This window comes from Dyadobacter sp. BE31 (assembly GCF_031457695.1).
In the GTDB taxonomy this organism is placed as follows: Bacteria; Bacteroidota; Bacteroidia; order Cytophagales; family Spirosomataceae; genus Dyadobacter.
In genome coordinates this window covers 1,444,695-1,464,716 of the sequence record NZ_JAVDXA010000002.1, presented here as the reverse complement: position 1 = coordinate 1,464,716, position 20,022 = coordinate 1,444,695, and the positions used below count along the sequence as shown (strand labels likewise).

Here is a 20,022-nt window from a genome sequence, read left to right as displayed (position 1 = left end):
GTTTTTAAAAGGAATAATAAGTGTTTACTTTACAGTAGCGACGCTAGCATTCCACTTCTATGATCCCATTTCTAAGCCAAAACCGCTTCACGAAGTCCATTAACCCGCAAACGATCCTTTTTTTCTTTCATAACTTCTTCACGAATGTAGGTACCACGCTGGTGTATGTTTCCGCCAACGTGCTCCTGCTCGAAAACCATCCCGAATACTCGCTGCCGCTTGCCTACATCGCCGCTGCGCTTGCCGTGATGGCCTCCGGGAAGATTTATGAGTATTTCGAACACCATCTTTTGCTGAAAAAACTGAGCCTCGGCACAATGCTCTCATCCCTGTTTATGGTGGTGATCGTAATGGGCCTGCTGCTGGTCGGCCACGGCACAGCCACGGCTATCGCGGTGATGGTGGGATACCGGATCATTTATTTGCTTATCAACCTCGAATTCTGGGGCTTATCGGCATTGGTTTTCGACGTCCGGCAAAGCAAACGGCTGTTCAGCGTGATTGGCTCCGGCGATATGCCTGCGAAAGCATTGGGTGCCGTGCTGGCCGTGCTGATCCACTCGCCGTCGGTACTGGCCATTCTGCTGGCTATCTCACTGGTTTTCTTTGCATTGGCATTCTACACGCAGATCCTGACGTTCCGGCATACCGATATTCCGAACCCGCACCACGCCCGCACCCGTACGACGGAATCGGACTCGCGCATTATCCAGAAATACTTCGGCGGCAACAAGCTGCTTACCTCATTGTGCATCGGTATGGTCGCCATTGCGGCTACGGCCACGTGGATCGAGTACCATTTCTTTGTGAATGTGAAGTACAAATTCCACAGCCAGCACGACGTGATTTTCTTCGTCGGTTCGCTGCTGACGGCCACCTATGTGATTTCTACGTTCGTCAAAATGCTGTTTTCGAGCAAAACGGTGGAGCGTTTCGGCATCAAACTCACTTTGTACCTGCTGCCGCTGACGACCATCGCCATTTCGCTCGGACTGCTCATTTCGTCGTATTTCCGCAAAGATGAGCCCTCGCTGCTGGTGTATTACTGCATTGCCTACCTGCTTTTCGAGTTGGTAAGGCGGACGATTTTCGACCCGGTTTTCCTCGTTTTGTTCCAGCCGCTTTCCACCAAAACACGTTTGAAAGGCCACACGCTCGCAAAGGGGCTGTTTGAGCCGCTGGGGATGCTCATTGCCGGCGCATTGCTCTGGATTATCTATACGCAGCATTGGAGCGATATCAGCCTTACTTTCGACCTGTCGCTGCTGTTCGCGCTGAGCGCATTGGTGGTATTCCGCAAAACTTACCGCCATTATATGCAGGAACTGAAATCGGCGATCAGCAAGCGGTTTATCCGCAGCGGCGAGATGGCTTCTCCCGGCGAAGCATTGCCTATCATCACCGAGAACCTGCAAAGCGACCGCAAGGAAGAGGTCTTGAATGCGATTGACTGGCTGGCACGGAACAAGGTTTCGCTGTTCCGCAAACACGCCGACGAGCTTTTGAAAAGTCCGTTCGTACAGGTGCGACTTAAAACCCTGCAAACGCTTTCGACACTCGATAAACCGGAGCTCTCAGGCTCATTTATCCAATACATCGAAGACGAACCCGACGCCGCCTGCCAGGTACTGGCTGTGCGCCTCGCCTGCGCAAACGGGCGCCTGAACGAAGAGCAAACCGCCCGCTTCCTCGCCCACCACGACCTCGACATCGTGAAGGGTACCATTATCGGTTGCTGGGAAGCCGGAAAGGCCCTGCCGCTCATCCATGGCACCTTGCAACGGCTCTTCGGTTCGGAGCAGGAAAACGACCAGCTGGCGGCGCTCGACTGCCTGAAAGTAACCGGCATTAATTCCTACGAAAACTTGCTCAAAAGCTGCATCCACAACGGCTCGCAACGCGTGCGCAACTACGCGATCGAGGTGGCCGCAACTGTGGGCTCCCCTGCCCTGCTGCGCGATCTTCGCCTGGTGCTCACGGGTACACTTACGCCAGCGACCATTCACGCGATGATCAATTCCGGCGACCTTGGTATCCGCATTATCGAGGAATGGTTGCAGCAGGATGCCACCGGCGACCGCATCCGGACGTTCATTAAAACGGCTGAAAAAGGTAGGCATGAATTTATACTTCAAATACTTTTTAACCTTATTAAAAATATTTACCAGCATAAATTTTTAATTAATACTGAAAATATTGCCAATACTAGAAGGAAAGAAAGTGATATTCATATCGAAAATATCGATAGTTTCACCCATATAGCCGCATTAAAGGCCCTTAGCCATTACACTTTAATATCTGATTATAAAGAAGTTATTCCTGAATTTGTTGAAAAAGAGCTGATCCATGCAGGGCAACTGCTCAACGGAATGGATGCTTCCGAAAACGATATTACCTGGAACAATGCATTGGAGTACGAGCTCGAACTGACTGCGCAAAGACTGTTTTACCTCTTCATGATGCAGTATGATAAGGAAGCTGTGCAGAGTGCGTGGAAGGGAATCCGGCACGCGAGCAAGGAGAAACGCGCCAACTCGCTCGAACTGATCGAGAGCCTTTTGCCGCGTATGCTGTACCCATCGCTGCATGCCTTGTTCGAAAATATTTCCATCCAGAAAAAGCGCGACGCGCTGCGCCAGTACATGGGAACAGTGGATCCGGGACTGTCATTAATCACCACCATTCTTTCGCAGGAAGAGCGGTCGTTCACGACCTGGACCATCGCGCTCGCGGCTGGCAAATGCGACATTACCGAAGCCGATCTGATCCATCTTGAAAAGCTTGCCAACCATTCATCGCGCCTGGTGCGCGAGGCCGTACATGAACGATATGCAATCCTCGCCCTGCGCCCCGACCTTAAATTCTCGCTTAGAATCCCTATGAAACACGCCGAACCAACCCAGCAGATTTCCGAAATGGAAAGGGTGATCGTCCTTAAAAACACCCAGCTTTTCGCGCAGACGCCCGAAAACGTGCTCAGCTCCATTGCCCCGATTATGAAGGAAGTGACTTACAGCGACGGCCAGGAGATATTTGCCAAAGGCGACCTCGGCGATTCGATGTACATCATTTACACCGGCCAGGTAGGCATTTACGACGGCCCGAAACAGCTTGCGTTGTTCGATAAAGGCGAGATTTTCGGCGAGCTGGCATTGCTCGATACCGAGCCGCGTTCGGCCACAACCGTAGCCGAAACCGACGCGCTCGTGTTCCGTATCGACCAGGAAGATTTCTTTGAACTGATGGAGGAACGCGACGAAATCCTGCGTAACGTGCTGCGTATCCTATGCCAGCGTATCCGCGTGCAGAACGAAAAAATGCGCCAGTTATAAGGCGCGAGCGCTATTTTTGAGGTGTTGGAGATGCCGTTGTTTGGCGGCATCCCGACGCTTCCGTTCCGAAGCCGTCCAATACGAATGCGCTTCCAGAAACCTGACCTGCACCGCATCCCACGCAGGAATATCCTCCACCATATCTCTCACCCTCAATTCCTCGAACAAAGTAGCCGCTATCGGCTCGAAATCGTCGCGGCCAAGGTAATCCAGGTCGGCGTCGCAAATGATCCTTTCCAGCGCATTTTTGGGGCTTTGCGGGATCTTTGTAGCCATAATCATCCCGCATATGGTACCAATCTGGGTTTCTGTGTAGCCCAATCCGGGCAAAACCTCCCGTGCGAGTGCGCAGCCTGCTTCCTCGTGGCCCTGGTAGGTGCTCATAAACCCGCTGTCGTGGTAGAGAGCGGCCGTACGAAGCAGCGCCAGCGACTCTTCGTCGGTGATGCCCTCCAAAGCCGCTATTTCGGCCGATGCCTGCACGACATCGAGCGTGTGGTGGGTACCATGGTAAAAAAGCGTAGGATCCAGCCCTTTTTCCAGCCGTTCGAGCACATATTGTTCAGCCTTATCGATTTGCATGGCTATTCGAGCACTTCGTAGATCAATACCGGGTTCGACTTGTTTTTGAGGTTTACCTCGCCCACCAGGCTACATTTAAATGCCTCTTTCAGCTTCTCATAGGCCGAATCCGGCACTACTACCTGCCCTGGTTTGGCGATGGATTGCAGGCGCTGGGCTACGTTCACGACGTCGCCGATCACCGTGTAATCCAGCCGTTTCAAGGCCGCCGAACCGATATTCCCGGACACCATTTCGCCTGAGTTAATGCCTATCGAAACCTTCGGAAAGTAGCCCGACTGGTCGGACAGTTCTTCTTTAAAACCATTGATATGATTGCGGACCGCCAGCGAGGATTCGACCGCGCGGTCGAGGTGATACTCACCCCGGAAAACGGCCATTACCGCGTCGCCCATAAACTTATCGACGTGCCCGCCCTGGGCGATGATCTCTTTCACCATGACATCGAAATACTTGTTGATCAGCTTCACCACGCGGTCGGGCTGCTCTTTCTCCGAAATGGCCGTAAAGCCGCACATATCCATGAAAACGACCGTTCCTTCGATGTTTTCGCTCGTCATAAGCGACTTTTCGAACGTCTCCTGGGTCATGAATTGCAGCACGGAGGCATCGACGTACATCCGCAGGATATCATTTTCACGAACCGCTTTCAACGTGTCTTTCAGCTGCGCCACATATTGCAGCGTTTTCTCCATCGTAACCTCCAAATCGCGGAAATCAATTGGCTTTGTAAGGAAGTCGAATGCGCCGCGGTTCATCGCGGTGCGGATATTGTCCATATCGCCATAAGCCGACACGATCACCGATTTCAGGATCGGGCTAAGTTCGCCGAGGCGTACGAGCAGCGTCAGGCCGTCCATTTCGGGCATATTGATGTCGCTCAAAACCATGTCGACGTCAGGATGCTCAGCCAGCATTTCGAGCGCTTGCAGGCCGTTTTCAGCAAAAACAAATTCATATTGCTGTTCGCGGATCTGCCGCCTGAACTTCTGCTTGATCAGCAGTTGCAGGTCGGCCTCGTCGTCCACTACGAGTATTTTGGCTTTCATAACAGGAGTAGTTTCTCTTTCAATTCGTTAAAATTGACGGGTTTCGTCAGGAAATCGTCGGCACCGAGCTGCATGGCCTGGTCGTGGTTAGCAGCATCGCCGTACGCCGTGATCATCATCACTTGCGGCGGTGCGGAAGGGTGATCGGCCCGGATTTTTTTCAGCAGTTCGATCCCGCTCATGCCGGGCATATTGATGTCCGAGAGGATCATGACCACCTCCGACGGATGGTTTTGCATAAATTGCAGCGCTTCCTCGCCCGAAAATGCGAACGAAAACTCGAATTGCCCGCCGCGGATCTCCCGGCGAAACTTCTGCTCAAAAAGCGATTTAACGTCTTCTTCGTCGTCTACAACCAGTATTTTCATATTCATTTAGGAGTGATCAGGCAATTGGTATCGTAATGCGGAACTCCGTTTTCTCGCCCTCTACGGTATCCACTTCCAGCACGCCGCCGTGCCCGTTGGTAATGATGTCGTAGCTCATCGAAAGCCCCAAACCGGTACCCTGCCCGGTTGGCTTGGTGGTGAAAAACGGCTGGAATATCTTCGCTTTCACATGCTCCGGCATACCCGTTCCATTGTCCGAAACCCTGATATATAGTTTGTTATCAAATTTCTTGGTACTGATTTTCACCTCCGGTTTGTAATCGCCCAGTTGCCCTGCTTCGGTCAGCTTTCGCTTTTTCTCCGCCACGGCGTAGAATGCATTGGTAAAAAGGTTGAGAAATACGCGGCCCAAATCCTGCGGCAATACATTGACCGTCCCGATCGTCCCATCAAAATCGGTCACCAATGCTGCATTAAACTCCTTGTCCTTCGCGCGCAGGCCGTGGTATGCGAGGCGCATATACTCGTCCGCGAGGGCATTCACGTCCACAGGTTCCTTCTCGCCCGACGACGCCCGCGAGTGTTGCAACATTCCTTTCACGATGGAATCGGCACGTTTACCGTGGTGCGTGATCTTCTGCTGATTCTGGCTCAGATCGCCGATAATGCCTTTAATATATTCCTTATCGTTATCATCGATATTGGTTTTTTCGATCTCTTCTTCCAGCTCCTGGCAAAGTTCCACGGAGACCTCCGAGAAGTTGTTCACGAAGTTTAGCGGGTTCTGGATCTCGTGCGCGATTCCGGCGGTAAGCTCGCCCAAAGATGCCATTTTCTCGCTCTGTATCAACTGGTTCTGGGTAGCCTTCAACTCTTCGATGGTCTTTTGCAGCTCTTCCTTTTGCTGGGTGAGTTCCTGCGTGCGCTCTGCCACGAGGTATTCGAGCGACAACTTCGTTTCCTTGGCAATCTGTTCTTCGCGTAACCGCTCTTCCCGCTCCTGCGTTAAAACCTTCTGCTGCTTCCGGGCGTAAAACCAGATGACAAAACAGAAAATGAATGCGAACGAAAGCGCGATCTGGAAAAACTGGTCATAACTATTGTAAAATTTGGGAAATACCTGCTCGAAGAAATCGCTCACCATTGATACCCCAACAAACGGCAGCACCGATTGCGCAGTGGACCGGATCGACTTGAAGTCGTCGTTTTGGTTAAAAAACCTCACTAACCCGAGCAATCCCAGGTTCCATATCCACCCAAACCAATCGGGCGACTCCGCTATGTAGTACGTCGCAATCAGAGAAAAGACGATGATACGCGCATACTTGAAAAAGTTATCCCATTTGGATGCGTGCTCCGTATGCTGTATCACGGAGTGCGCATATTGGATCAGAAAGAAGGCTACGATGAAATGCATGTAGAAATTTTGTAATAGTAGTTCTATTTTACTATTATTCCCTATTGGTTGGCAAAGTACTTATTTTCTCTCAAAATCCAGTTCAGTGCTCAAATGCCGCTTTTACCTCACGCTCTAATTTATTTATAATCGAATTTTAATGATTTTATAAAACAGTTTTAATACCATTTTTAGCACGACTGAGAACCTTTGCCCGCAGGTAATTCAAACTAAACGAACATGTGCTATCCAGTTTTAAAGCGGGTTCTCATCCTGGTTCTGGTGGGAATAGCGTCGGCAAGGGCTCAGACAACCTACAATTTGCAGCAAGCCCTGCAAACGGCAAAGTCCAATAACCCCATTCTCAAACGCGAGCAATTTAATGTCGACGTCTCGCAGGCCGACATTACCACGGCGCAGCTCCGCCCCAACCTCATATTGAACAACCAGTCGTTGCAGCTGGTCCAATCTTCCAAGTTCCCTGAAAACACCGGGTGGTTCAACGGCGCCAACCGGCAGATCTGGTGGCAGGTAACCAAGCCTTTTCAGTTGCCTGTACAGAGAGAGAACAAGATTAATTTTGCACAGCAAAACGTCAGGCTTACCCAAAAGCAATATGCCGATACGGAACGCCATCTGTTTCAGACAGTTGCGCAGAAATGGCTGGACGTCTGGGCCGCCCGCAAGCAACTCGATTTATTGGGTACTGCGAAGGCCAATGTGGACTCATTGGCGAATATCAACCGGTTGCGCCTGAAAAACCAGGTGATCACCACCACCGACCTCGCCCGTACCGAGCTGCTCGCGAACCAATACGACATTCAACTCAAATCCGCGTCGCAGGAATATCGCAACGAGCTTTCAAACCTGAAATTCCTGATCGGCGTACAGGACTCGATCCAGATCGACACCACCGACCAGTTCGCATTTGCATTCCCCGACCGGATGGACGCCATTGTGGAGCAGGCAATGCAGAACCGCACCGACATCCAGGCCATCAAGTCTACAATGGACGTGGCCGACGCCAACATCAAGTTACAGAAATCGAGTGCATTGCCGGTACCTGAACTGGGGCTCATTTACAACCCGCAGAACAAAGCGCACTACATGGGCGTCTACGGGACCATCGAAATACCCATTTTTTCGAGAAACCAGGGGGAGATTAAAAAATCGCAGGTGTTGAAACAACAGGCCGAACAAGCCCTGCGCGCCACCGAGACGCAAGCACAGACCGAAATCCTTACCGCTTACAAAAGCTATATCACCCAAAAACAGAACTTGCAGAATTTCAATCAGTTACTAACTCAATCCCAAACAATTCTTAACAGTGTTAAATATTCTTACCTCCGTGGCGGGACGACGATTATCGACTTCCTGGAAGCCCAGCGCAGCTGGCTCGATACGCAGCAGCAGTATTACGACGTACTCGGCCAGTATCGCCAGAGCTATATCGACCTCCTTTACGCATCCGGAATGATCAATCAAATCGCGCAATAATCATGAAGAACATACTCGTTTGCACCTGCCTGGCCATGACTTTGATAGCAGGCTGCAAGAATAAAGCTGCCAACAAGCCCGTACCGGACAACTCGTCGCCGGTCGTGAATGCTTCGGGCACCAAAATATCCTTTCCGCTGGCCGAAAGCTCGAATTTTTTCCAGACTGAAAAAATTTCGAGCTCCTCGCTCATGGCGAATGTAACCGCGCCGGCGAAAGTATCTGCCACCGTTCTCCACTCGAATGAAGGTGCTTCGGGCAACATTGTGCTATTCGACAACCCCGAGCTGGCCGGTAACTATACCCAGCTTTTGCAGCATTTGACGATGATTAATCAGATCCAGAACATCAATATCCGTCAGCGCAAAACCGAACTTTCCCGCATCAAGGATTTGCAGGAACACGGCGCGGCCACCGGGAAGGACCTGCTCGAATCGCAAACCGCGCTGTCGATGGAGGAAACCAACCTGATCAACGAGCGTGCCGCCATTATCGAGCATGAAACCAAGTTGAAAGCCGGTGGTTTTGAACCGAAACAGCTTCGCACCGCGCCCGCAGGCACCGCCTACATCATATGCGACGTACCCGAGAGCGACATCAGCCAGGTGAAAAAAGGCGGCAAATGTACCATTCAGTTCACTGCTTTTCCGAACGAAGATTTCACGGGTACCATCGACGACATCGCCGACCTCGTAGACCAGACCACCCGGATGATCAAGCTGCGTGTGAACATCAACAACTCCAACGGCAAGCTGAAAGCGGGGATGTTCGGCACAGTTGCATTTGGTTTGAGTGAAGGTAAAAAACTCAGTATCAATAAAGATGCATTGGTAACTGTGCAGGGCCGTAACTATGTGTTCCTGAAAACCGCTCCGCAGGTTTTCGAGCGCCGCGAGGTCAATATCGGCGACCAGATCGGTGACAGGATAGTCGCATTCAGCGGCCTGAAAGAGGGCGATGATGTGGTGACCAAGGGCGTCATGCAACTCAAAGGTTTATCGTTCGGCTACTAACCCCCTCCCGGATATGCTTCAAGCCCAGATCTTCATCAGTGCCGATCACTGGAAGGACGAAATTCCGCTGTTTGAATACATCATGCAGTTTTTGGTTAAACAAAAAGTGCAGGGAGCGACCGTGTACCGTGGCCGCCTCGGCTTCGACGGCAAGCACCTGAGCCGCCCCAACGACCTGTTCAGTTTCGACGAAACGCCCATGGTCATTTCCTTCATAGATGAGGAAGAAAAAGTTAAATCCGCATTGACATTGCTTCGGAAAGAGGTGAAAAGCGGGTTTATAGTCACCAACCATGTAGACAAGTGGATTTAAAATGATCAAGAACCTGCTTTTTTTCAGCCTTCGCAACCGGTGGGTCGTGATCGCTGTGAGCGTAGTGCTGATGGCCGCCGGCTACTGGTGCTTCACGCAGCTCAAAATAGAGGCTTACCCTGATATCGCCGATACCAACGTGATCGTAGTAGCTCAATATCCCGGCCGCGCCGCCGAGGAGGTGGAGCAACAGGTTACTGTTCCCATTGAAAGGGCCCTGCAAAACACCCCAAACGTGCTCGACAGACGCAGCCGGACGATCTTCGGGCTGTCGGTAGTGCAGCTTACATTTAAAGACGGGACAGACGATTATTTCGCCCGTCAGCAAGTTACCGAACGGCTCGCTTCTGCTGAGTTGCCGGACGGCGTTGCACCCGAACTGGCACCATTATCGACTGCCGTGGGGGAAATCCTCCGTTATGTAGTGGAAGCACCGCCGAGTTACAGCCCTACCCAGCTCCGCGATTTGCAGGATTGGGTGATCAAACCCGCATTGCTGCAAGTACCCGGCATTGCCGACGTGACTACTTTCGGCGGTCCTTTGAAGCAATTCCACATCATTACCTCGCCTGAAAAGCTGGTGAAATACGGCCTGTCGATGCAGAATGTGATCGACGCGATCAACGCCAACAACCAGAATACCGGCGGTAATGTGATCGCCCGTGGCGGCCAGGGCTTCGCCATCCGCGGACTCGGGGCCATTAAGAATGAGCAGGATATTCAGAATATTGTGCTGAAATCCGACAATGGAGTTCCTGTATTTGTACGGGATGTCGCCACTGTCGAAATCACTCCGCCGCCGCCAAGCGGGGTTATGGGTTACACCATCACGGCTGACAAAGTGGACGTTAGCAGCGGTGTGGAGGGTATTATCCTGCTTCGCCGCTACGAAAACCCCAGCGAAGTATTGAAGGTATTGAAAGAAAGGATCGCCGACCTCGAAGCCAGCGAATTGCCCGAAGGCGTACACCTGAAACCGCTTTACGACCGCAGCTTCCTGATCGATCACTCACTGGAAACTGTGGCGCATACCCTGTTCGAAGGTATTTCGATCGTAGTAATACTCCTGATCTTCTTCCTGGGCAGCATCCGCAGCGCATTGGTGGTGGCCCTCACCATTCCGTTCTCTTTGCTGTTCGCATTTATATTAATGCGCCTGACAGGCATTCCTGCGAACCTGCTTTCCCTCGGTGCCATCGACTTCGGTATCATCGTCGACGGAGCGTGTGTAATGGCTGAGCATTTGATCCGCAAATACCGGACCGCCAGCCCGGAAGAAAAGCAGCAGGGCATTGTGAAAATCACACTACTGTCGGCGCAGGAAGTGGGCCGGGAGATCTTCTTCTCGGTGACCATCATCATCCTTGCGTACATGCCCATCCTGCTCATGACGCGCGTAGAAGGCAAGCTCTTCTCTCCTATGGCATTGACGCTCGCCTTCGCCGTAATCGGTTCCATGCTGGCGGCGCTGACGTTCATCCCTGTGCTCATTTCATTTGCCTATAAAAAAGCATTGGCCGACCCCGAGAAGCCGATGAAAGAGCATAAGAACTTTGTATTGGATTTCCTTACAAATTCTTATTCCAAAGCGCTGGGCGGCTTTTTGAAGAACTACAAAGCGACGGTGCTCGTTGGTTTCAGCATCGTGACCGTGCTCGTGTTGTTCGGGATTAAACTGGGGACCGAGTTTTTGCCGACACTCGATGAGGGCTCGATATTCCTTCGTGGTAACTTCCCGGCGGGCATTACCATTCAGGAAAATGCCAGCTATGCGCCTAAAATCCGGAAAATTATTGCCAAATACCCGCAAATATCGTTTGTGATCACGCAAACCGGCCGCAACGACGACGGTACCGACCCATTCCCTGCCAACCGGAACGAAATCCTCGTTGGTTTGAAGGATTACGACCTTTGGAGCCACACGATCACCAAAAAGGAACTGGTAGAAAAGATCAAAGCCGACCTGCAAGCGCAGCTTCCAGCCGTGGCATTCTCTTCCGGCCAGCCGATTATCGACCAGGTAATGGAGATCGTCACCGGTAGCGCGGCCGATTTGGCAGTGTCCGTGGTAGGCGACGATTTGAATATGATGCGCAAAAAAGCGGAAGCTATTGCCAAAATCGTGAAAGCTACGCCTGGTGCCGACAACGTCAATATCGAACAGGAAGGTCCTCAGGAACAGCTCGCTATCAACATTAACCGGCAGGCCGCAGCCCGTTTCGGTATCAATGTGGCCGATATTCAGAACATGATCGAAGCAGCTATCGGCGGCAAGACCATTTCGACGCTCTATGACGGTACCAAACGGTATGATATCGTGATCCGCTTCCTGCCCAAATACCGCAACTCGATCGACGCGATCAAGAGTGTGCAGGTACCTTCGCTCACGGGCGCCCTCATACCCATGAGTCAGCTGGCCGATATTCATTTCATTGAAGGTCAGACGAATATCTATCGCTACGGCAGCAAACGGATGGTGACCGTCCGCACCAACATCCGCGGCCGCGACCAGGGAGGTTTTGTGAAGGAATTGCAGCGTAAGCTCAATGCACAAGTTCACGTGCCGAAAGGTTACAGCATCATTTACGGCGGTCAGTACGAAAACCTCGAACGCGCCGGTAAACAGCTGGCATTCACCATTCCGCTCACCATCGTGATGGTGTTCCTGTTCCTCTTTATGCTGTTCAAAAACCTCCCGCACACGATGGTAACGATGAGTTGTATCCTTTTTGCGCTCGGCGGCGGCATTGTGGCATTGCTGATGCGTGGATATTACTTCAACGTATCGGCCGGCGTAGGTTTTGTAAGCATATTCGGTATTTCGGTAATGGCCGGGGTGTTGCTCGTGTCCGCACTGAACCGGACCGCGCAAGCGCACGAAAACGACCTTGCGACCCATGTTCTGGAAGCGTCTTCCGAGCAGCTGCGGGCTATGCTGTCCATTCTGGTGGTGGCGATTATCGGTCTGGTACCAGCCGCTATTTCCTCCGGCATCGGATCCGACGTTCAACGCCCGCTCGCAACGGTAATTATCGGCGGTTTGACCAGCACATTGCTCTTTGCCCCCATACTCATTCCGCCGCTGTATTTATGGAGCGAAAAACGCCGCAAACCGCAGAAGCCGAGGGAAGTTTTGGAGTTGGAATAGGGTCCTTGAAGATGTATTTTTGTTTTAATTGAAACTAAAAACACATCACTATGGCAACAAAAGACCCTGTTTCCGAAGCTAAGCGCTATGTTGAGAATGCGCGCACTATTTTGCGGGAAAAGGCGATCAAAGAGGACGATTTGTACACTGATCGGAAGTATGTTAAACTCGCAGGACATGCGGCCTACACCGGGGTACTGGTAGCACTCGACGGCTTTTTTGGAATCAAAACCAAGAAACGGAAGGACGTTAGCTGGTATAAAGAGCAATTAGCCACAATTGACAAAAAATTGCTCGGCAATTTTGTGAACGCCTACGAACTCCTGCATTTGTACATGGGTTATGACGGCACACAAGATGTTGTGGTCGCGCGAAGAGGTCTCGAACGCGCCGACGAAATCATCCATTGGGTTGAGCAGCGAACAACCACTTGCTAATTATTCGATTGCCGACGAATAAATAGCACGCTGAATTTGTAGTTGGAAATGTGCATAAACCGCAGGAGTCCAGGGGCATTTAGGGTTTGGAGTAGAATCTCCGGACGATGTATTTTTGTTTTAATTAAAATCTAAAACACATCACTATGGCAACAAAAGACCCTATTTCCGAAGCTAAACGCTATGTTGAAAATGCGCGCACTATTTTGCGGGAAAAAGCAGTTAAGGAAGATGATCTTTACTCCGACCGGAAGTACGTAAAATTGGCTGGTCACGCCGCCTACACCGGTGTACTGCTAGCCCTTGACGGCCTCTTCGGTATTAAAAGCAAAGGCAGAAAGGACATTAACTGGTATCGCGACCAGGTAGCGAGAACGGACAAAAAGTTGCTTACTAACTTTATGAGTGCGTATGAATTATTGCACCTATCCATGAGCTATGACGGTAACCGGGAAGTCTCAACTGCCCAATCCGGCCTGAAACGCGCCGACGAAATCATCCATTGGGTTGAGCAGCGAACAACCACTTGCTAATTAATCGATTGCCGACGAATAAATAGCACGCTGAATTTGTAGTTGGAAATGTGCATAAACCGCAGGAGTCCAGGGACATTTAGGGTTTGGAATAGCATCTCGGGACGATGTATTTTTGTTTTAATTAAAATCTAAAACACATCACTATGGCAACAAAAGACCCTATTTCCGAAGCTAAACGCTATGTTGAGAATGCGCGCACTATTTTGCGGGAAAAGGCGATCAAGCAAGACTATCTGTATACCGATCGAAAGTATGTGAAAATGGCAGGACATACCGCTTACACCGGTGTACTACTTGCTTTGGACGGTTTATTCGGCATCAAAGAAAAAGGCAGAAAGGACATCAATTGGTATCGCGACCAGGTAGCCCGGACGGACAAAAAGTTGCTTACTAATTTTATGAGTGCTTATGAATTGCTACATCTGTCGATGAGTTACGACGGAAACCTGGACGTGTCAACGGCCAAGTCTGGTCTGTGGCATGCCGACGAAATCATCCAATGGGTTGAGCAGCGAACTGCCACTTGCTAATTAATCGATTGCCGATAAAAAAGTGAAGCCGGATCCAGCTATGGGTCCGGCTTCATTGTTCTACACGCTCAGTATTTATGCCTTATAATAATTATCGCGTGGATAAAACGGCTGTTTTTAGTTAAATTTCCTAAGTCGTATGTCCTAAGCGGAACACGACATACTCAACTATACACTTTAAACTATCCCGCAATGAAGCAAACACTCTACCTCCTCTCCTTCATGCTCTTCGCCGGCTTTATCTCCGCCGCACAAGCGCCCAATTCCATTCCGGGCGAGTACCATTTGCAGGGTGTGATGGAAACTGCTTCTGCGCTCCTTCTCAAACCCGACAGCACCTTCGAGCTCTACTTTTCTTATGGTGCTATGGACCGCCAGGGAAATGGAAAATGGCAATTCCAGGACGGGAAAATCATTCTCAACAGTCGTCCGAGACCAGAGCGCGATTTCGCGCTGGTAACGAGTAAGATCGCCTCCGACGACTTCACCACTATCAAAATTGTCGACAGCAATGCGCAGATCCTGCCGTTCTTTGAGACACTGATCAAGACCTCAGGAGGCGAAAAATACGGTAAAATGAACCAGGAAGGCATCTTTCAAATACCGAAGACTAAAACGACCGGTATCGACCTGTTCTTCACCCTGGCGCCCGAACGTTACACTTCGTTTCCGGTTGAATCGGACGACAATTATTTCGAATTCCGCATTGAACCCTGGATCATCGAGATTTTCGTTGAAAATATCGTGCTTAAACCCGAGAAAGACGGTCTGGTAGGCGAGCATCCACTCCTCAAAGGCGACGCATTTTCGTACGAGAAAATGAAATGATCACACGTACTGCCTGTCCCCGACCAGATTGATATCTTTCACTTCGAGGATATTCTTGTCATAGCCGTACTTCGTGACGTTAATCATCGCCTTTGCGACCTGCGTGAGCGTAGAAACGCCGTTTGGAAAAATTGCTTTCACGATGGGGTACATCCACCCGATGTATTTGTACAAACTCAGCAGGTTTTTTTGCCCTTCCGTTGCCTTCATAAAGCCTGGTCGAAATGCAAATACCTGATCGAAAGGAAGTTTTTGCAGATCATTCTCGGTTTTACCTTTCACCCTGGCCCACATCAGGCTTCCCTTTTCCGTGCTGTCGGTGCTGGCTCCCGAAACATAACAAAACGTCATGTCCGGGTTCAGGCGGCTCATTACACCGGCCACATGCATGGTGAGGTCGTAGGTAATGCGCCGGTATTCGGGCTCTTTCATTCCCACCGAGGACGTACCCAGGCAGAAATAGCAGGCATTATAGCCCTTCAACTCGCGCTCGATCGGGGAAATATCGTAGAAGTCCTTGTGCACGACCTCTTTAAGCTTCGGATGGCTCATCCCGAGCGGGCGGCGGTTGATTATGAGTACCGATTCCACGTCCGGGTTTTCCAGACATTCCAGCAGTACCCCCTCACCCACCATGCCGGTCGTACCGGTAATGATTGCCCTTACTTTTCCTTCAACGGCCATAGTTTGTTGGATTTGAAATGCTTTAATGCCGCAAGATAAGGATATTTCAAAGTCAATCAGGCGTCGAAATTCGTTGAAACGGACACTGATTTCCAGTTTTCCAGCTCATTCGAAAATGCAGTGATTTTTGCATTGGCCATACCGAATGCATCCTCGCCCAACACCAGGTGCAACGGAGGGTTGGCTTTGCCTGCTATGCGGATCATCGCGTCGGCCGCTTTGGCAGGATCACCGGGCTGCTGGCCGTTGATCTGCTGCTGGTGCAATGCTTCCGAATCGCGCACCTTCTGGTAATCGGCAATGCTGTTTTTAGGAGTTACGAACGATCCTGCGGTAAGGAAATCGGTGCGGAAGTACCCCGGCTCAACGATCGTCACCTTCACACCAAAATCCGCTACCTCGGCCGCCAATGATTCCGACAAGCCGTTAACCGCAAATTTAGTGGCGCAATAGATCCCGAAGCCTGGAAATGCCCCTGTGATACCCGCGATCGACGAAATATTGAGAATATGCCCCGATTCCTGCGCTCGCAAATGCGGCATCACGGCGCGGATTACATTTAATGTCCCAAACACGTTCACATCGAAATTACCACGCGATTCGGCGTCGGACAGCTCTTCCAGGCTCCCTGCCAGGCCGTACCCTGCATTGTTCACGACCACGTCTATACGACCGAATGCAGCCAGCGTATCGGCAATCGCCTTTCCAACGCTCTGTTCGTCTGTTAATGAAACGCTGAGGGGCAAAAACTGCGCCTCTGTACTTCCTACTGCGGTTTTCAGTTCATCGATGGAGCGTGATGTGGCGGCTACCGCGAAACCATTAGCCAATAATTTTTGCACAAGTGCCAGTCCCAGGCCTTTGGAGGCGCCGGTAACAAACCATACTTTTCTGTTTTCCATTGTTCTTTGTTGATTGTTTTAATATGACAAAGGTATAATGGCAGCCGCGCCGGGGCATTGCGCAGTTCAAACAGATACTTGCGAAATTCAAACAATCCGGAATGCAGACGGGGTAAAGTTGGTTTGCTTTTTGAAAAAATTGTTGAAATGCGAAGGTTCTTCGAAGCCGAGACAGTAGCTGATCTCCGAAATATTCCAGTTGGTGTGCCGCAAAAGTGCTTTCGCTTCGGAAGCAAGCCGTTCGGCGATATGCGTGGTCGTTGTTTTACCGGTTGTTTCGCGGATAGCGCGGTTCAGATGGTTGACATGTACTGATAGATGCTGCGCAAAATCGTTCGCGGAGCGCAATGTAAACCGCTGAGACGGCGCTTCAATCGGGAACTGGCGTTCCAGCAATTCGGTAAACACGGCGGTAATCCGCGAGTTTGCGTTAGGGTGCTGGTACAATGCTTCGCTTGGCTGCATTTTAAGCGCATAATGCGCCAGTTCGGTTACGTAGTTCCTTAGCAGGTCGTATTTAAAAGGATAATCGGAGGCGATTTCTTCCAGCATTTTCTCAAAAATCTGACTTACATGGGCATCCTGATCGTCGTTAAGAATGTAGGACGGCTTTCCGCCCACTGCGAACATGGGTAAATCGGCTACATTGCCGCGCAGCTTTTCAGAGAAAAAACCTTCCTTGAAAATGCAGAAATATCCCGTAACAGTGTCACAGGCCGCTTCCCAGGTATAAGGTACCGTCGGATTGAAAAACATCAGCGCCGTTCCGTCGAGTTCGAGGCTTTTGTCGGCGTAATGGTAGAGGTTTTTGCCCCGTATCAGCGCGATCTTGTAAAAGTCCCTGCGGCTGTATCGCGCAGGCACGGGGTTCACAAGTAAGTTTTCGCCCATCGGGAACACGTTGAAATGTCCGATGTCCTGCTGCAAATTTTCAGGCAGCCAATTGAACTTGTATTGATAAAATTCTTCGAGTGATTCCGGTTTTTCCATGCGGCGAAGTTACGAAAATCAAATAGAAAAGACCATGGACCGTAGACAATAGACCATCGTCGGCGGTCGGCGGTCATATTTTATCGCTCGATTAATTCACACATCACCCGTTTGTAAAACAGTACTTTTCCCTAATTTAGATTTTTGAACAAAACTTTTTACCTGAAACCATTCACACACCACACTCCAATCCATACACATTTTCTTCAATGAAACCTTTCAGTCCACTGCTTACCGAGCATCTTGAAAACGGCACACTAGTTTGTCCTTTATGTTTGTCCCCCCTAAATATCGTTGACGAAAGCATCTACTGCACCAATACCACGTGCTCGCATTCGACCACCGAAATACCCCTGATTCAGAAGAAGATACCTATACTCGTCAATTTCAACGAAACCATCCTGAGCAAAGACGCACTACTTGCTACCGGCGGAGAGAGCCTCATCCCCCGCAGCGGCAACAAATACGATACAATCAAAAGGATTTTCTGGGGAAGCGACGGCAAAACGAAGCGAAACCTGGCTCAATTCCTGGAAACTCTTCCCAAACAACCGGGCAAAAAACCCACCGTACTCATCATTGGCGGCGGCGCAGTAGGGAACGGCGCTGCTGGCATGTACGATGCCAAGGATATTAACATACTTTCATTCGACATTTACGCCTCCTCCAACACCGATTTCATCGCCGACGGCCATTCCCTGCCCATTGCCGATAACAGCATCGACGGTATCTGGATCCAGGCGGTACTCGAACACGTCATGTACCCGCAACGCGTGGTAGCGGAAATCTACCGTGTGCTCAAACCCGGCGGTATCGTTTACGCGGAAACGCCGTTTCAGCAGCACGTACACGAAGGTCCCTACGACTTCACCCGCTTCACCGAAAGCGGCCATCGCCTGCTGTTCAAAGATTTCAAATTGCTGGATTCGGGCTTCCTGACCGGCATCGGAACCGTGCTGCTCTGGAATGTGCGGTATGCTGCCTGGGGACTTACACGCAGCAAAAAAGCAGCTATTGTTATTGCGATGGCATTTGGCTGGATCAGGTTTTTCGACCATCTCGTGCCCGATTCATTTAATGTAGATACCGCGAGCGGGGTTTATTTCCTCGGCAGAAAGGACCCGAACCACAAGTTCAGCGACAAGGATATTGTAGCACATTACAAAGGGTTTCAGAGGAAGTGATTTTTTGATCGTTGACGGCCTACCGCTGACCGCCGATTGGATTCGGTCGTCAGCGGTAGGTTAATTTATAGTATCAATCATCTTCCGCGCCTCCGCAAGCTCCTCCTCTCTGAGCGCGATGAGTTCTTTCATCAACTCCTTTATCTCAGCTATTACTTCCCAGGCTTCTTTCTTGACCTCGTCCCAAAATGGCTCCATTTCAGCCCTATCTTCCTCCGATACGGAGTTATACCACCCGAAAAATGTCGATTTGATTTCCGGAATTTCAGAGGTATCAGCCGCCCTGATTTGCGACATATATGCATCAAGGCGATTCCTTAGTTCTGCTCTCATGCGCTTTAAGATAAATTCTGTAGTATTTTCAACATATCCCTCAACCTCACCGCCTCTGCGCGGACTTCTTCGAATTTAGCATCGCTTATTTTCGTCGCCGTCGACGACATCAGATTTTCCAGAAAATCTAATCTGTTTCTGAGTCTCTCGGTCAATTCAGCTTGCCGGCTTTTTCGTTTCATGTCATAGTGTGTAAAGCTTAAAGTTAGGCTTTTCGGGAAGAAAACTCAACTGAGAAACAGTAACTTCCATCACCAATGATCCTGCGGTGATCAAACCTCATTTCCAAGCTCTATTCCGGTCCGTTAGGTAAGCCAACCCCAGCACAATCACCTGCAACACCACGAACGAGCCGAGCAATGCGGGAATAGAATCATCCGGCGGCGGGCCGAACATATTGAAGATTTCGGCGATCACGAAAAAGGCGATCAGGGAGAACAAGCCCCATTTTCCCTTGCCGTTAACCGCGCGGGTGTTTTTAATGTAAATCCAAACGCCTGCGATGAAGATCACCGATTCCGTTAAAACAGTCAACGGCAATGAGTTCCACATGCCCATTCCGAATTTTTCACCACCAAACGGCGTCAGCGGGAGGTCGGGACCATGTACTACTAGATCGAGAAACCAGTGACTGAGTACTGCTAGGCCAATAACGATGGCGCTTCGCATATCTTTTTGCAACAACCAATAAATACCGCCGCAGATAAGGCCCCACACCACGCCCATCATGAGGCTATGTGTGTAGGGATAATGGACAAATTCAAATGGCGTCACCTCCGTAAAGCCCGGACGGATCTTCACTTGCTCGACATCTAGCATGAGCAGGAACGGCCAGAGGATATCGACAAACTCTACGGCGACGAAGAGCGCCAGGAGCGAAACTTTGGGAGCGACTTTCTTAGCCCCGAATGCTAAACCATAATGACCTAGAAACATAAC

19 protein-coding genes are annotated in these 20,022 nt (G+C 50.5%); 10 read left to right on the top strand and 9 right to left on the bottom strand.

All coding sequences use genetic code 11. The annotated features are described in order from the left end of the window. Positions 1–59: 59 nt before the first annotated feature. On the top strand, positions 60–3,332 hold the full coding sequence (locus tag J2Y43_RS14805; RefSeq protein WP_309983876.1) for a cyclic nucleotide-binding domain-containing protein: 3,273 nt from the start codon (positions 60–62) through the stop codon (positions 3,330–3,332). Here J2Y43_RS14805 and J2Y43_RS14800 read toward each other — a convergent pair. Genes J2Y43_RS14800 through J2Y43_RS14785 form a run of 4 tightly spaced genes read right to left on the bottom strand, consistent with a single transcriptional unit; the run spans position 3,327 to position 6,709 of the window. Further along, entirely contained in the window at positions 3,327–3,914 is a 588-nt protein-coding gene (locus tag J2Y43_RS14800; protein ID WP_309983873.1) for an HD domain-containing protein, read from the bottom strand. The genes J2Y43_RS14805 and J2Y43_RS14800 overlap by 6 nt on opposite strands. A gap of 2 nt (positions 3,915–3,916) precedes the next feature. Continuing rightward, entirely contained in the window at positions 3,917–4,963 is a 1,047-nt protein-coding gene (locus tag J2Y43_RS14795; RefSeq protein WP_223401407.1) for an adenylate/guanylate cyclase domain-containing response regulator, read from the bottom strand. Next, positions 4,960–5,331, bottom strand: coding sequence for a response regulator (locus J2Y43_RS14790; protein WP_309983870.1), 372 nt, complete (start codon positions 5,329–5,331; stop codon positions 4,960–4,962). Before J2Y43_RS14790 ends, J2Y43_RS14795 begins: the two co-directional genes overlap by 4 nt. Before the next feature lie 16 nt (positions 5,332–5,347). Further along, positions 5,348–6,709, bottom strand: a complete 1,362-nt coding sequence (locus J2Y43_RS14785; RefSeq protein WP_309983868.1) for an ATP-binding protein — start codon at positions 6,707–6,709, stop codon at positions 5,348–5,350. Positions 6,710–6,928: 219 nt separating this feature from the next. Here J2Y43_RS14785 and J2Y43_RS14780 point away from each other — a divergent pair, with 219 nt between their 5' ends. The 8 genes from J2Y43_RS14780 to J2Y43_RS14745 all read left to right on the top strand — a co-directional run bounded on the left by J2Y43_RS14780 (position 6,929) and on the right by J2Y43_RS14745 (position 14,990). Then, positions 6,929–8,185 carry a TolC family protein gene (locus J2Y43_RS14780; RefSeq protein ID WP_309983866.1) on the top strand — a complete coding sequence of 419 codons (1,257 nt, stop codon included), beginning with the start codon at positions 6,929–6,931 and terminating at the stop codon, positions 8,183–8,185. Positions 8,186–8,187: 2 nt separating this feature from the next. Then, positions 8,188–9,198, top strand: a complete 1,011-nt coding sequence (locus J2Y43_RS14775) for an efflux RND transporter periplasmic adaptor subunit (RefSeq protein ID WP_309983863.1) — start codon at positions 8,188–8,190, stop codon at positions 9,196–9,198. Positions 9,199–9,211: 13 nt separating this feature from the next. Further along, complete coding sequence (locus tag J2Y43_RS14770; RefSeq protein ID WP_106598220.1) at positions 9,212–9,511, top strand: DUF190 domain-containing protein; 300 nt, start codon at positions 9,212–9,214, stop codon at positions 9,509–9,511. 1 nt (position 9,512) lies between these two features. Next, complete coding sequence (locus tag J2Y43_RS14765; RefSeq protein ID WP_309983861.1) at positions 9,513–12,659, top strand: CusA/CzcA family heavy metal efflux RND transporter; 3,147 nt, start codon at positions 9,513–9,515, stop codon at positions 12,657–12,659. Between the two features lie 50 nt (positions 12,660–12,709). Beyond that, a complete protein-coding gene (locus tag J2Y43_RS14760; RefSeq protein WP_309983859.1) occupies positions 12,710–13,096 on the top strand; it encodes a DUF5618 family protein in 387 nt (128 codons plus the stop codon). Between the two features lie 146 nt (positions 13,097–13,242). After that, positions 13,243–13,629 carry a DUF5618 family protein gene (locus J2Y43_RS14755; RefSeq protein WP_309983857.1) on the top strand — a complete coding sequence of 129 codons (387 nt, stop codon included), beginning with the start codon at positions 13,243–13,245 and terminating at the stop codon, positions 13,627–13,629. A 146-nt stretch (positions 13,630–13,775) separates the two neighbouring features. Continuing rightward, on the top strand, positions 13,776–14,162 hold the full coding sequence (locus J2Y43_RS14750) for a DUF5618 family protein (RefSeq protein WP_309983855.1): 387 nt from the start codon (positions 13,776–13,778) through the stop codon (positions 14,160–14,162). Positions 14,163–14,354: 192 nt separating this feature from the next. Continuing rightward, complete coding sequence (locus tag J2Y43_RS14745) at positions 14,355–14,990, top strand: hypothetical protein (protein WP_309983853.1); 636 nt, start codon at positions 14,355–14,357, stop codon at positions 14,988–14,990. On the opposite strand, the gene J2Y43_RS14740 is transcribed toward J2Y43_RS14745, so the two are convergent. The 3 genes from J2Y43_RS14740 to J2Y43_RS14730 form a co-directional block, all read right to left on the bottom strand. Further along, positions 14,991–15,674: an NAD-dependent epimerase/dehydratase family protein gene (locus tag J2Y43_RS14740; RefSeq protein ID WP_309983851.1), complete on the bottom strand. Its 684-nt coding sequence runs from the start codon at positions 15,672–15,674 to the stop codon at positions 14,991–14,993. It lies immediately after the preceding gene. Positions 15,675–15,730: 56 nt separating this feature from the next. Then, positions 15,731–16,576 (bottom strand): oxidoreductase, encoded by an 846-nt coding sequence (locus J2Y43_RS14735; RefSeq protein ID WP_309983849.1) that lies wholly within the window; start codon positions 16,574–16,576, stop codon positions 15,731–15,733. Positions 16,577–16,663: 87 nt separating this feature from the next. Further along, on the bottom strand, positions 16,664–17,566 hold the full coding sequence (locus tag J2Y43_RS14730) for a helix-turn-helix transcriptional regulator (RefSeq protein ID WP_309983847.1): 903 nt from the start codon (positions 17,564–17,566) through the stop codon (positions 16,664–16,666). 275 nt (positions 17,567–17,841) lie between these two features. On the opposite strand from J2Y43_RS14730, the gene J2Y43_RS14725 reads away from it, so the two are divergent. Beyond that, positions 17,842–18,750 carry a methyltransferase domain-containing protein gene (locus tag J2Y43_RS14725; RefSeq protein WP_309983845.1) on the top strand — a complete coding sequence of 303 codons (909 nt, stop codon included), beginning with the start codon at positions 17,842–17,844 and terminating at the stop codon, positions 18,748–18,750. Positions 18,751–18,810: 60 nt separating this feature from the next. On the opposite strand, the gene J2Y43_RS14720 is transcribed toward J2Y43_RS14725, so the two are convergent. After that, entirely contained in the window at positions 18,811–19,083 is a 273-nt protein-coding gene (locus J2Y43_RS14720) for a hypothetical protein (RefSeq protein WP_309983843.1), read from the bottom strand. 279 nt (positions 19,084–19,362) lie between these two features. Next, on the bottom strand, positions 19,363–20,019 hold the full coding sequence (locus J2Y43_RS14715; RefSeq protein ID WP_309983841.1) for a metal-dependent hydrolase: 657 nt from the start codon (positions 20,017–20,019) through the stop codon (positions 19,363–19,365). Between the last annotated feature and the right edge of the window lie 3 nt (positions 20,020–20,022).